The sequence below is a fragment of the Streptomyces sp. NPDC001889 genome (assembly GCF_053594535.1).
Map to the genome: position 1 here is coordinate 203,156 of NZ_JBSFER010000004.1, position 12,146 is coordinate 215,301.

At 72.2% G+C, this 12,146-nt stretch carries 12 protein-coding genes; 7 read left to right on the forward strand and 5 right to left on the reverse strand.

From position 1 onward, the window contains the following. The first annotated feature begins 6 nt into the window (after nt 1-6). The gene (locus ACWCRA_RS06155; RefSeq protein ID WP_351559591.1) at nt 7-927 is read left to right on the forward strand and encodes a pseudouridine synthase; all 921 of its coding nucleotides are present in this window, start codon (nt 7-9) and stop codon (nt 925-927) included. Between the two features lie 9 nt (nt 928-936). Here the strand turns inward: ACWCRA_RS06155 and ACWCRA_RS06160 are convergent, their stop codons facing one another. From ACWCRA_RS06160 to ACWCRA_RS06175, 4 genes are all read right to left on the reverse strand, one after another. Next, the gene (locus ACWCRA_RS06160; RefSeq protein WP_351559593.1) at nt 937-1,566 is read right to left on the reverse strand and encodes an MBL fold metallo-hydrolase; all 630 of its coding nucleotides are present in this window, start codon (nt 1,564-1,566) and stop codon (nt 937-939) included. After that, the gene (locus ACWCRA_RS06165; RefSeq protein ID WP_451066928.1) at nt 1,566-2,651 is read right to left on the reverse strand and encodes an S-(hydroxymethyl)mycothiol dehydrogenase; all 1,086 of its coding nucleotides are present in this window, start codon (nt 2,649-2,651) and stop codon (nt 1,566-1,568) included. The genes ACWCRA_RS06160 and ACWCRA_RS06165 overlap by 1 nt, the downstream gene beginning before the upstream one ends. A 159-nt stretch (nt 2,652-2,810) precedes the next feature. Further along, nucleotides 2,811-4,277, reverse strand: coding sequence for an amino acid permease (locus tag ACWCRA_RS06170; RefSeq protein WP_451066929.1), 1,467 nt, complete (start codon nt 4,275-4,277; stop codon nt 2,811-2,813). A 367-nt stretch (nt 4,278-4,644) separates the two neighbouring features. Continuing rightward, nucleotides 4,645-5,361 carry a FadR/GntR family transcriptional regulator gene (locus tag ACWCRA_RS06175; protein WP_351551789.1) on the reverse strand — a complete coding sequence of 239 codons (717 nt, stop codon included), beginning with the start codon at nt 5,359-5,361 and terminating at the stop codon, nt 4,645-4,647. A 154-nt stretch (nt 5,362-5,515) separates the two neighbouring features. Between ACWCRA_RS06175 and ACWCRA_RS06180 the strand changes: the two genes are divergently transcribed. Both ACWCRA_RS06180 and ACWCRA_RS06185 read left to right on the forward strand, forming a co-directional pair. After that, entirely contained in the window at nt 5,516-6,025 is a 510-nt protein-coding gene (locus ACWCRA_RS06180; RefSeq protein WP_351551791.1) for a gluconokinase, read from the forward strand. Nucleotides 6,026-6,100: 75 nt separating this feature from the next. After that, the gene (locus ACWCRA_RS06185) at nt 6,101-7,498 is read left to right on the forward strand and encodes a GntT/GntP/DsdX family permease (protein ID WP_351551794.1); all 1,398 of its coding nucleotides are present in this window, start codon (nt 6,101-6,103) and stop codon (nt 7,496-7,498) included. A gap of 258 nt (nt 7,499-7,756) precedes the next feature. Here ACWCRA_RS06185 and ACWCRA_RS06190 read toward each other — a convergent pair whose 3' ends face one another. Then, on the reverse strand, nt 7,757-9,409 hold the full coding sequence (locus ACWCRA_RS06190) for an FAD-binding dehydrogenase (RefSeq protein WP_451066930.1): 1,653 nt from the start codon (nt 9,407-9,409) through the stop codon (nt 7,757-7,759). Between the two features lie 100 nt (nt 9,410-9,509). Here ACWCRA_RS06190 and ACWCRA_RS06195 point away from each other — a divergent pair, with 100 nt between their 5' ends. From ACWCRA_RS06195 to ACWCRA_RS06210, 4 genes are all read left to right on the forward strand, one after another. Continuing rightward, nucleotides 9,510-10,070: an NUDIX domain-containing protein gene (locus ACWCRA_RS06195; RefSeq protein ID WP_351551800.1), complete on the forward strand. Its 561-nt coding sequence runs from the start codon at nt 9,510-9,512 to the stop codon at nt 10,068-10,070. Between the two features lie 7 nt (nt 10,071-10,077). Next, entirely contained in the window at nt 10,078-10,503 is a 426-nt protein-coding gene (locus ACWCRA_RS06200) for a YidH family protein (RefSeq protein WP_451066931.1), read from the forward strand. After that, complete coding sequence (locus tag ACWCRA_RS06205; RefSeq protein WP_351551805.1) at nt 10,500-10,829, forward strand: DUF202 domain-containing protein; 330 nt, start codon at nt 10,500-10,502, stop codon at nt 10,827-10,829. The genes ACWCRA_RS06200 and ACWCRA_RS06205 overlap by 4 nt, the downstream gene beginning before the upstream one ends. A gap of 292 nt (nt 10,830-11,121) precedes the next feature. Beyond that, nucleotides 11,122-12,144 (forward strand): phosphotransferase family protein, encoded by a 1,023-nt coding sequence (locus ACWCRA_RS06210; protein ID WP_451066932.1) that lies wholly within the window; start codon nt 11,122-11,124, stop codon nt 12,142-12,144. The last annotated feature ends 2 nt before the right edge of the window (nt 12,145-12,146 follow it).

Sequence of the window (12,146 nt, forward strand, 5' to 3'; positions counted from 1 at the left end):
GTGCCGGTGAGACGCAGACGCGAGGCCCCCGATTCACCCCTCCCCCAGCGGCACGGCATCGACCCCGTGCGGCTTCGGCTGCCGGACGGGGCGGCGGGGGTGTGGGGGACGGTGTACGAGTACTTCGTGGGGCGGTACGGGGAGGAGCGCGGCGGGGGGCTGGTGCGGGAGGGGCGGGTGGTGGGGGCGGAGGGGGTCGTCGGGGTGGACGATCCGTACACGCCGGGGCGGTATCTCTGGTTCCACCGGGACTTCGCCGACGAGGAGCGGGTGCCGTTCGCGATCGGGGTCGTCCACCGGGACGAGCGGCTGGTGGTGGTGGACAAGCCGCACTTCCTCGCCACCACCCCGCGCGGCAGTCACATCACCGAGACGGCGGTGGCGCGGTTGCGCCGGGAGCTGGGGATGCCCCGGTTGCAGCCCGCGCACCGGCTGGACCGGCTGACGGCGGGGTTGCTGCTCTGTGTGGTGCGGCCACAGGACCGGGGGGCGTACCAGACGATGTTCGGCGAGCGGCGGGTGCGCAAGGAGTACGAGGCGGTCGCGGCGTACGACCCCGGGGTGGCCCTCCCGGTGACCGTGCGCAGCAGGATCGTGAAGGAGCGCGGGGTGCAGGCGGCGCGGGAGGTCGCCGGGGAGCCGAACAGCGAGACCCGCGTCGAGCTGCTGGAGCACCGGGGCGGGCTCGGGCGGTACCGGCTGCTGCCCGCCACCGGGCGCACCCATCAGCTGCGGGTCCATATGAACGGTCTGGGGCTGCCGCTGCTGGACGATCCGCTGTACCCGGTCGTCCGGGAGCCGGTGACCGGGCCTGTGGACTGGTCCCGTCCGCTCCAGTTGCTGGCGCGGACGCTGGAGTTCACCGATCCGGTGACGGGCGAGCCGCGCCGGTTCGAGAGCCGGCTGCGGCTCGCCCGCTGGGAGTGAGCCGCCGGCTCAGTGGCCGCGCTTGATCCACTCCCCCAGGTGGGGGGCCTCGTCGCCGATGGTGCTGCCGTCGCCGTGCCCGGTGCGCACCACCGTCTCCGGCGGCAGGGTCAGCAGCCGCTCACGGATCGAGTCGATGATCGTCGGGAAGTGGGAGAAGGAGCGTCCGGTGGCGCCGGGGCCGCCCTGGAAGAGGGTGTCCCCGGTGAAGACCGTGGTGAGCGCGGGGGCGTGCAGGCAGACCGCTCCGGGCGCGTGGCCGGGGGTGTGCAGCACGGTCAGTTCGACGCCGCCGGCGGTGAGCGTCTGGCCGTCGGCCAGTTCGCCGTCGGGGGCGCGGTCGGGGTGGGTCTGCTTCCACAGCGGCAGATCGTCGGGGTGCAGCAGGATCGGCGCGCCGGTGGCGTCGGCGAGCGCGGGGGCCGCGTCGATGTGGTCGTTGTGCGCGTGGGTGCAGACGATCGCCAGCAGCCTGCGGCCGTCGAGCGCCGCCTCGATGGCGGGCGCGTCGTGTGCGGCGTCGATGACGATCGCCTCGGTGTCGTCGCCGACGATCCAGACGTTGTTCTCGACGTCCCAGGTGCCGCCGTCGAGGGAGAAGGTGCCCGCCGTGACGAGGCGGTCGATGCGTGCGGCCATCAGAGCTGCACCACCGAGCGGAGTACGTCGCCCTCGTGCATCCGGGCGAACGCCTTCTCGACGTCGCCGAGGCCGATGGTCTCGGTGACGAAGGCGCCCAGGTCGATCCGGCCCTGCTGGTGCAGATCGATCAGCATGGGGAAGTCGCGGGAGGGCAGACAGTCGCCGTACCAGGAGGACTTCAGCGAGCCGCCGCGGCCGAAGACGTCCAGGAGGGGCAGTTCGAGCTTCATCTCGGGGGTGGGGACGCCGACCAGGACGACAGTGCCCGCGAGGTCACGGGCGTAGAACGCCTGCCGGTAGGTCTCGGGGCGGCCGACCGCCTCGATGACGACATCGGCGCCGAACCTGCCGGTGAGTTCGCGGACGGCTTCCACGGGGTCGGCGGAGCGGGAGTTGACGGTGTGGGTGGCGCCCATCCTCTTCGCCGTCTCCAGCTTGCGGTCGTCGATATCGACCGCGATGATCCGGGCGGCGCCCGCCAGCCGGGCCCCGACGATCGCCGCGTCGCCGACGCCGCCGCAGCCGATGACGGCGACGGTGTCGCCCCGGCCGACCTCACCGGTGTTGATCGCGGCGCCGATGCCCGCCATCACTCCGCAGCCCAGCAGGCCCGCGACGGCGGGAGAGACCTCGGGGTCGACCTTGGTGCACTGGCCGGCCGCGACGAGGGTCTTCTCGGCGAAAGCGCCGATGCCGAGCGCGGGGGACAGCTCGGTGCCGTCGGTGAGGGTCATCCGCTGCTTCGCGTTGTGGGTGTCGAAGCAGTACCAGGGGCGTCCGCGCTCGCAGGCCCGGCACCGCCCGCAGACGGCGCGCCAGTTGAGGACGACGAAGTCGCCGGGGGCCACATCGGTGACGTCCGGGCCGACCGACTCGACGACACCGGCCGCCTCATGGCCGAGCAGGAACGGGAAGTCGTCGTTGATCCCGCCCTGCTTGTAGTGCAGATCGGTGTGGCAGACCCCGCAGGCCTGCACCTTGACCACGGCCTCCCCGGGCCCGGGGTCGGGGATGACGATGGTCTCCACCCGTACCGGCTCGTCCCTGCCGGGCGCGATCACACCTTGCACCTGCTGTGACATCGAATACCTGCCCTTCCTCGCACATCGGTCGGCCACCAGTGTGACGGGCCTGGGCGGCGCGCCGCGATGGCCGGTAGGCACGTTACACACGGGGCCGTACGGGGGCACTTCCGGGCGGATCGGGGCAGCCGGGCCCCGGGCGGGGAGGAGAGGCCCGGCTCAGGCGTCGTGGCCCTGCCGCCCGGCGGCGAGCGCCTCCACCCGTCCCCGTACGACGAACCAGCCGCCGACCAGGGCCGCCGCGATCAGCGGCAGCAGCGTCACCGTCGTACGCCCGATGCCGCCGCCCCACCACATCAGGAAGAGGACGCTGACGAGGAAGACCAGGGTGACGATCTGGGTGTACGGGGCCCAGGGCAGCCGGTACGAGGGCCGGGTGAGACGGCCCTCGCGGGCGCGCCGCCAGAAGAGCAGGGAGCAGATCATGATCATGCCCCAGGTGCCGAGGATGCCGAGGGAGGCGAGGTTGAGCACGATCTCGAAGGCCTCGCCGGGCATGACGTAGTTCAGTCCGACGCCCGCCATGCCGAAGGCGGCGGTCAGCAGCACACCGCCGTACGGCACCTGGCCCTTGTTCATCCGGCCGGTGAAGCGGGGCGCGGAGCCGGCGAGCGCCATGGAGCGCAGGATGCGGGCGGTGGAGTAGAGGCCGGCGTTCAGGCTGGAGAGCGCGGCCGTGAGCACCACCAGGTTCATCACACCGGCCGCGCCCGGGATGCCGAGCTTGTCCATGACGGTGACGAAGGGGCTCTCGTCGCCGGAGTAGGCGGTGTACGGCAGCAGCAGCGCGAGCAGCGCCACCGAGCCGACGTAGAAGATGCCCACCCGCCACATGATCGAGTTGATCGCCCCGGGCATGACCTTCTCGGGGTTCTTGGTCTCGCCCGCCGCGACGCCGCAGAGCTCGACCGAGGCGTACGCGAAGACGACGCCCTGGATCACCAGCAGCATCGGGAGCATGCCCAGCGGGAAGACGCCGTCGTTGGCGGAGATGGTGGAGAAGCCGGGGGTGTGGCCGCCGATCTCCTTCTGGGTGACCAGCAGGAAGATGCCGATGAGCATGAAGCCGACCAGGGCGGCGACCTTGATGATCGCGAACCAGAACTCCATCTCGCCGAAGTACTTCACCGAGATGAGGTTCGCGGTGAGCACGACGGCGAGGGCGATCAGGGCCAGAATCCACTGCGGGATATCGCTGAACATGGCCCAGAAGTGGGCGTAGGTCGCGGCGGCGGTGATGTCGGCGACACAGGTGGTGGACCAGTTCAGGAAGTAGAGCCAGCCCGCCGTGTAGGCGCCCTTCTCGCCCATGAACTCACGGGCGTAGGAGACGAAGGCGCCGGAGGAGGGGCGGTAGAGGACCAGCTCACCGAGGGCACGGACGACGAAGAAGGCGAAGAGGCCGCAGACCGCGTAGGCGATGGCCAGGGAGGGTCCCGCGCCCGCGAGCCGGCCTCCCGCACCGAGGAAGAGCCCGGTGCCGATCGCCCCGCCTATCGCGATCATGTTGATGTGGCGGGACTTGAGGTCCTTGCTGTACCCGGCGTCGCCGGCGTCCACATGGAGGGAGTCCGGCGAGAGGGGCCCGGTGGGGGCCGTCCCGGCCACGGTGGTGCGGTCGCTCATGGGGGGAGTTTTCGCCTTCGTGAGGGGAGCGTAGGTCGTCAGCAGCCCTGCGATTCTGGCAGTGCTCAAGGTCACACAGACATAGATCTGAGGTGCTTTTGAGGTTTCAAGCGGGTAAAGCAAGGACCTCAGCAAACCGTGGCAGTAAATCACGGCTGGGTGAACGGACCGGTCGGTACGGGGGCGGGGGCGGCCCCGCGCGGGACGGCCGAGGGCGGCCCGGGAGACGGGGAGGGGCGGGGCCGGGGCGCGGGGAGGGGGCCCGCCGGGCCTCGCGGGGAGAGCCTCGCGGGGAGGGGAGGGGAGGGGAGGGGCGGGGCCGGGGCGCGGGGAGGGGCGGGGCCGGCCGCCGGGGAAAGGCGGCGGGTCAGCCGGTGGACGGGTCCGGAGCGAGCACGTCCAGCTCGGCGAGCGCCCCCACCGCGATCTCTCTGGTGATGGTCTCGGCTCTCGCCGCGTCGCCCTCGCGGACCGCCTCGGCCACCTGGACGTGCAGGGTCACGGCGGCCGGGTCCGGGTCGTCGAACATCACCTGGTGGTGGGTGCGGCCGGTGAGGATCTCGGCGACCACATCGCCGAGCCGGGCGAACATCTCATTGCCGGAGGCGTTGAGCACCACCCGGTGGAAGGCGATGTCGTGCCGGAGGTACTCCTCCAGCCGGTTCCCGCGCGAGGTGGCGACCATCCCGAGGGCGCACTCGGTGAGCTCGGCGCACTGCTCGGGGGTGGCGTGCAGGGCGGCGAGCCCGGCCGCGACGGGCTCCACGGCCGACCGCAGCACGGTCAGCGAGCGCAGCTGCCGGGGCCGGTCGGTGCCGGCCAGCCGCCAGCGGATGACCTGCGGGTCGTAGACGTTCCACTCCTCGATGGCGCGGACCGTCACCCCGACCCTGCGCCGGGACTCGACCAGATGCATCGACTCCAGGACCCGGATCACCTCACGGACGACCGTGCGCGAGACATCGAAGCGCTGGGCGATCTCGTCGGTGCGCACGACACTGCCCTGCGGATACGCCCCGGCGGTGATGGCGAGGCCGAGGGAGTCGAGCACCTGTGTGTGGAGGCCCTGGCCCGCTGTCGTCATGGATCACAGCGTACGGGGCGGAGTTCATCAACAAAAAGTGTGACGTTTAGGTCTCAGACTCTTGAATAAGTCATACCTATGAGCTTCAGTAAGCGTCACGGACCGATGCCGACACCGTGGTCGGCACCGGTGTGACGGAATCAGCGAGGCATCTATGAGCACCCCTCACGTCATCGTGGTGATGGGCGTGGCAGGGACCGGCAAGACCACCATCGGCCCCCTGCTCGCCAAAGCCCTGGACGTTCCCTACGCCGAGGGAGACGACTTCCACCCCCCGGCGAACATCGCCAAGATGTCGGCGGGGACCCCGCTGGACGACTCCGACCGGTGGCCCTGGCTCGACGCGATCGGGCAGTGGGCGCACAGCCGGCAGGGTCTCGGCGGGGTGGTGTCCAGCTCCGCGCTCAAGCGCTCCTACCGGGACCGGCTGCGGGCCGCCGCCCCGGACGCCGTCTTCCTCCACCTCACCGGCGACCGCGCGCTGATAGAGCGGCGGATGTCGGGGCGCACGGGTCACTTCATGCCGACCGCGCTGCTCGACTCGCAGATCGCCACGCTCCAGCCGCTCCAGGAGGACGAGGCCGGAGTCTCGGTCGATGTCTCCGGCCTGCCGGAGGAGATCACCGCACGGGCCCTCGCCGCACTGCGCGGTGTGGCGAGCTAGCCGGCGCCGCACCGGCGGAGCCACTCCCTCCGTACCGCTCACTGTCCCTTTCACCCTGTTCTCTAAGGAACCACCGTGACCAGTCTCAGCGTCGAGATGCTGGCAGCGGACGCCGTAGCGCCGATCACCTCGGCCGGCAACGCCCAGCTCGGCATAGCCGTCCTCGCGGGCATCGCCGTCATCGTCCTGCTCATCACCAAGTTCAAGCTGCACGCCTTTCTCGCCCTGACCATCGGATCGCTGGCGCTCGGCGCGTTCGCCGGGGCGCCGCTCGGCAAGGCCATCGAGTCCTTCTCCAAGGGCCTCGGCTCCACCGTCGCCGGGGTGGGCGTGCTGATCGCGCTCGGCGCGATCCTGGGCAAGCTGCTCGCCGACTCCGGCGGCGGTGACCAGATCGTGGACACGATCCTCGCGAAGGCGAACGGCCGCACCATGCCCTGGGCGATGGTGCTGATCGCCTCGGTGATCGGTCTGCCGCTCTTCTTCGAGGTCGGCATCGTGCTGCTGATCCCGGTGGTGCTGATGGTCGCCAAGCGCGGCAACTACTCCCTGATGCGGATCGGTATCCCCGCGCTCGCCGGTCTCTCGGTGATGCACGGACTGATTCCGCCGCACCCCGGCCCGCTGGTCGCGATCGACGCGCTCAACGCCAACCTCGGGGTGACGCTGGCGCTCGGTGTGCTGGTCTCCATCCCGACCGTGATCATCGCGGGTCCGGTCTTCGCCAAGTACGCGGCCCGGTGGGTGGACATCCAGGCGCCGGAGAAGATGATCCCGGCCCGTCCCTCGGAGGACCTGGAGAAGCGCCCCGGCTTCGGCGCCACCGTCTTCACGGTGCTGCTGCCCGTCGTGCTGATGCTCTCGAACGCGCTGGTCGAGATCGTCGTCAACGACCCCGAGAACCCGGTGCAGAAGGTCACCGACATCATCGGTTCGCCGATGATCGCGCTGCTCGCCGCCGTGCTCGTGGGCATGTTCACGCTCGGTGCCGCGGCCGGGTTCACCAAGGACCGGCTGGCGTCCACGGTGGAGAAGTCGCTCGCCCCGATCGCCGGTGTGCTGATGATCGTCGGCGCGGGCGGTGGCTTCAAGCAGACGCTGATCGACGTCGGCGTGGGCCAGATGATCCTGGACATCTCCGAGAACTGGGCGATCCCGACGCTGCTGCTGGCCTGGCTGATCGCGGTGGCGATCCGGCTGGCGACCGGTTCGGCGACGGTGGCGACGATCTCGGCGGCCGGTCTGGTCGCGCCGCTGGCCGAGGGCATGTCCACCACGGAGTCGGCGCTGCTGGTGCTGGCGATCGGCGCCGGTTCGCTCTTCTTCAGCCATGTGAACGACGCGGGCTTCTGGCTGGTGAAGGAGTACTTCGGGATGACCGTCGGCCAGACGATCAAGACCTGGTCGGTGATGGAGACCATCATCTCGGTGGTCGGCATCGTCTTCGTGCTGCTGCTCTCGCTGGTGTTGTAACCCGGCGTCCTGCGGAGGACCGCCGAAGGGCCGGCCGGGGCTCGGATGAGCCCCGGCCGGCCCTTCGCGCGTCCGGACGCGGGGCGGCGGACGGGCGCGGACGGCTCCGGCGCGAACCGGCGGACGGCGCGGGCGGCCGGGCGGCTCAGCGCGTGGGCGGCTCAGCGCGTGGGCGGCTCAGCGCGTGGGCGGCTCAGCGCGTGGGCGGCTCAGCGCGTGGGCGGCTCGGCGCGTGGGCGGCTCGGGCGGGCGTACGGCTCAGAGGGCCTTCGCCGCCGCGCGGCCGGCCGCCCGGCCCGAGAAGAGACAGCCGCCGAGGAAGGTGCCCTCCAGGGAGCGGTAGCCGTGCACCCCGCCGCCGCCGAACCCGGCCGCCTCCCCCGCCGCGTACAGCCCCTGGAGCGGCTCGCCGTCGATGTCGAGCACCCGCGAGGAGAGGTCGGTCTCCAGCCCGCCGAGCGATTTGCGGGTGAGGATGCTCAGCCGTACGGCGATCAGCGGACCGGCCGCCGGGTCCAGGAGCCGGTGCGGGGCGGCGGTGCGGATGAGCCGGTCGCCCAGATAGCCGCGCGCGCCCCGGATGGCGGTGATCTGGAGGTCCTTGGTGAAGGGGTTGCGGATCTCCCGGTCCCGGGCGGTGATCTCGCGGCGCAGTTCGGCCTCCTCGATCAGCGGCTCGTCGGTGAGCGCGTTCATCCCGCGCACCAGGGCGGTGAGGTCGCGCTCGACGACGAAGTCCGCGCCGTGGTCCATGAACGCCCGCACCGGGCCCGGCACGTCGGCGCGGGCCCGCCCGAGCACCCCGCGGACCGATCGGCCGGTGAGATCGGGGTTCTGCTCGGAGCCCGAGAGCGCGAACTCCTTGCCGATGATCCGCTGGTTCAGCACGAACCAGGTGTGGTCGTACCCGGTGCCCAGGATGTGTTCGAGGGTGCCCAGGGTGTCGAAGCCGGGGAAGAGGGGTACGGGGAGCCGCTTGCCGTGGGCGTCGAGCCAGAGCGAGGAGGGGCCGGGGAGGATGCGGATGCCGTGCCGGTCCCAGACGGGGTTCCAGTTCCCGACGCCCTCGGTGTAGTGCCACATCCGGTCGCGGTTGATGTGGCTGGCGCCCGCGCGCTCCGCGATGCCGAGCATCAGCCCGTCCACATGGGCGGGCACTCCGGAGAGCATCCGCTCGGGCGGGGTGCCCAGGCGCGGCGGCCACTGGGCGCGCACGAGGTCGTGGTTGCCGCCGATGCCCCCGGAGGTGATGATCACGGCCTGGGCGCGCAGCTCGAAGGCGCCGGCCACCTCCCGGCCGCTGGGGGTGCCGCGCCCGGCGGCGGACGGTTCGAGCACCTCGCCGCTGACGGTGTCGACGGCGCCCCCGTGGGTGCCGAGCGCGGTGACCCGGTGGCGGAACCGGAGCTGGACCAGGCCCCGGGCGACGCCCTCGCGGACCCGGCGCTCGAAGGGGGCGACGAGGCCGGGGCCCGTGCCCCAGGTGATGTGGAAGCGGGGTACGGAGTTGCCGTGGCCGGTCGCCCCGTAGCCGCCGCGTTCGGCCCAGCCGACGACGGGGAAGAACCGCACGCCCCGGGAGTGCAGCCAGGAGCGTTTCTCGCCGGCCGCGAAGTCGACGTACGCCTGGGCCCAGCGGCGCGGCCAGTGGTCCTCCTCGCGGTCGAAGCCGGCGGTGCCCAGCCAGTCCTGGAGGGCCAGTTCCCGGCTGTCCCGGACGCGCAGCCGGCGCTGCTCGGGCGAGTCCACCAGGAAGAGGCCGCCGAAGGACCAGTGGGCCTGACCGCCGATGGACTGCTCGGGCTCCTGGTCGAGCAGAACGACCCGGCGCCCCGCGGCCACCAGCTCCGCCGTGGCGACCAGCCCCGCGAGACCCGCCCCGATCACGATCACATCAGCGTCGTACGCCATGGTTGCCATCCTTGTCCGGCGGGGGTCGTCTCCGCGGTCTCCCCGGTCGGTCCGATCTTCCGTACGGGCCGGTAACCCGTCAACGGTGTTGGATGACTCCATGAGCGCCGCGGACGAAATACTCGATGTCGTCGACGAGTCCGACCGGGTGGTGGGACAGGCCCGCCGGGGCGAGGTCTACGCGCGCGGGCTGCGGCACCGCTGTGTGTTCATCCTGGCCAGGGACGCGGACGACCGGATCTTCGTGCACCGCCGGACGGCGGGGAAGCTCACCTTCCCCTCGCGGTACGACATGTTCGTGGGCGGGGTGGTGGGCGCGGGCGAGAGCTATGACGCGGCGGCGCTGCGGGAGGCGGAGGAGGAGCTGGGGGTGCGGGGGCTGCCGGGGCCCGTGCCGCTGTTCACCTTTCTGTACGAGGACGGCGGGGAGCAGGGGGGCGGGGGCTTCGGGAGCTGGTGGTCGGCGGTGTACGAGGTCCGCTGCGCGCTTCCGGTGAATCCCCAGCCGGAGGAGGTCGCCTGGCACACCTTCCTCACGGAGGAGGAGCTGGCGGAGCGGCTCGGCGCCTGGGAGTGGGTGCCGGACGGGATGGCGGCGTACCGGCTGCTGGTGGAGCGCCGCGAGCGGGGGGAGCGGCGGGAGCGGCGAGACCTGGGCTGATCATGCGATGACCTGCACGGGTAGGGTGCGAAGGGTGAGCGACTTCCTGCGCAGCCTGCGACTGTGGTTCGCGCCCGGGCGGGTGCGGGCGGAGGGCGAGACCCCGGACTACCGCTTCTCGCTCGCCAACGAACGGACCTTCCTGGCCTGGCTGCGCACCGCGCTGGCGCTCATCGCCGGGGGGTTCGCGGTGGACCAGTTCCTGCCGGATCTGCGGTGGGGGGTACGGGCGGGGCTGGCGCTGGGGCTGCTGGGCGCGGGGGTGCTCTGCGCCCTGCGGGCGGTCAACCACTGGGTGCGGTGCGAGCGGGCGATGCGGCGGGGCGAGGACCTGCCGGCGTCGCGCTTCCCGGCCCTGCTGAGCCTGGTGATCGCCGCGGTGGCGGTGGCGATGGTGGTGGTCGTGCTCTTCGGGTGGGAGGGCGGCCCGTGAGCGGGGACGGGCCGCCGGCCCGCGACCCCGGGCTCCAGCCGGAACGCACCCGCCTGGCCTGGCGCCGCACGACGCTGGCCTTCACGGTGGTGGCGGTGCTGGCGGGGCGCCAGGCGGTGAGCGGGGGGACCGGTGGGATGGGGACGGTGGCGGTGGGGATGAGTGTGCTGGTGTGGCTGGGGTTTCTGGGGCTGGCGCACCGGAGGATCAGAGGGTTGGGAGTGGGGGTGGGGGTGGCGCCGGGGGCGCTGTCGTACGGGGGGGCTTGGGGGGCTGTGGGGTGCACGGTGGGGTTGGCGATGTTCGCGGTGGTGGTGGTTCTCTGAAGCGGGCCCGCGCGGTACGGGTCCCGGTGGCCCGGGGGTCCGTCCTCGAACTCCCCCAGAGCTGCCTCTGGGAGGTGCCCCCAGACGGGCTGGAGTTGTGCGGGCATCCGTCATGTGCGGGGGCGGGCTGGGAGGGGTCGGGCTGTCCCGAGTGCGGAGGCGGGCCGGGAGGGCTCGGGGGGCCGGGCGCGGAGGAGGGCGCCTCGGGCAGGGGGAGCGGTGGGGTGGACGGCATACCGACCAGTCGGTCATCATGAGCGGGCCGCTGCGTCCCCCCTCCCGGAGGTACCCGATGAGCCAGAGCCCCACCCCAGGCCTCAACCCCACGCGGCTGCGCCACCACCTCGACCTCCACCACCCCGGCCTCGCGCGCGGGCCCCTGCGCGCCCGGCTCGTCCAGGGCGGGCGGTCCAACCTCACGTACTCCGTCACCGACGGCACCACCCGCTGGGTGGTGCGCCGCCCGCCCCTCGGCCATGTCCTCGCCACCGCCCACGACATGAAGCGCGAGCACCGCGTCATCAGCGCCCTGCGCGCCACCCCGGTGCCGGTGCCGGGGACCGTACTGCTCTGCGAGGACGCGTCGGTGCTCGGCGCGCCCTTCTACGTCATGGAGTACGTGGAGGGCACCCCCTACCGCACCGCGGAACAGCTCGCCCCGCTCGGCCCCGAGCGCACCCGGGCGGCCGTGCTCGGGCTGCTCGACACCCTGGTCGAGCTGCACGCCGTGGACCCAGGGGCCGTCGGGCTCGGCGGCTTCGGCCGCCCCGAGGGCTTCCTCGACCGGCAACTGCGCCGCTGGGGCAAGCAGCTGGAGGCCTCCCGCAACCGCGGACTCCCCGGGATCGAGGAGCTGCGCACCGGGCTCGCCCGGGCGCTCCCCTCCTCCCCCGCGCCCGCCGTCGTGCACGGCGACTACCGCCTCGACAACGCGCTGATCGGCACCGACGACCGGATCACCGCCGTACTGGACTGGGAGATGTCCACCCTCGGCGACCCGCTCACCGATCTGGGGCTGCTGACGATGTACAGCACACCGCTCGACCTCCCCGGCTCCCCGGTCGGCACCACCGCCGGCGCCCCCGGCCACCCCCCGGCGGCCGAGCTGATCGAGCGGTACGCCCGGCTCTCCGGGCGCGACGTCTCGGCCGTCCCCTGGTACACGGCGTTCGCCTGGTTCAAGCTCGCCGTGATCCTGGAGGGCATCCACTACCGCTGGACCCTCGGGCAGACCGTCGGCGACGGCTTCGACCGCATCGGCGCGGTGGTCCCCCACTTCATCGAGCACGGCCTCACCACCCTCAAGGAAGGCTGATC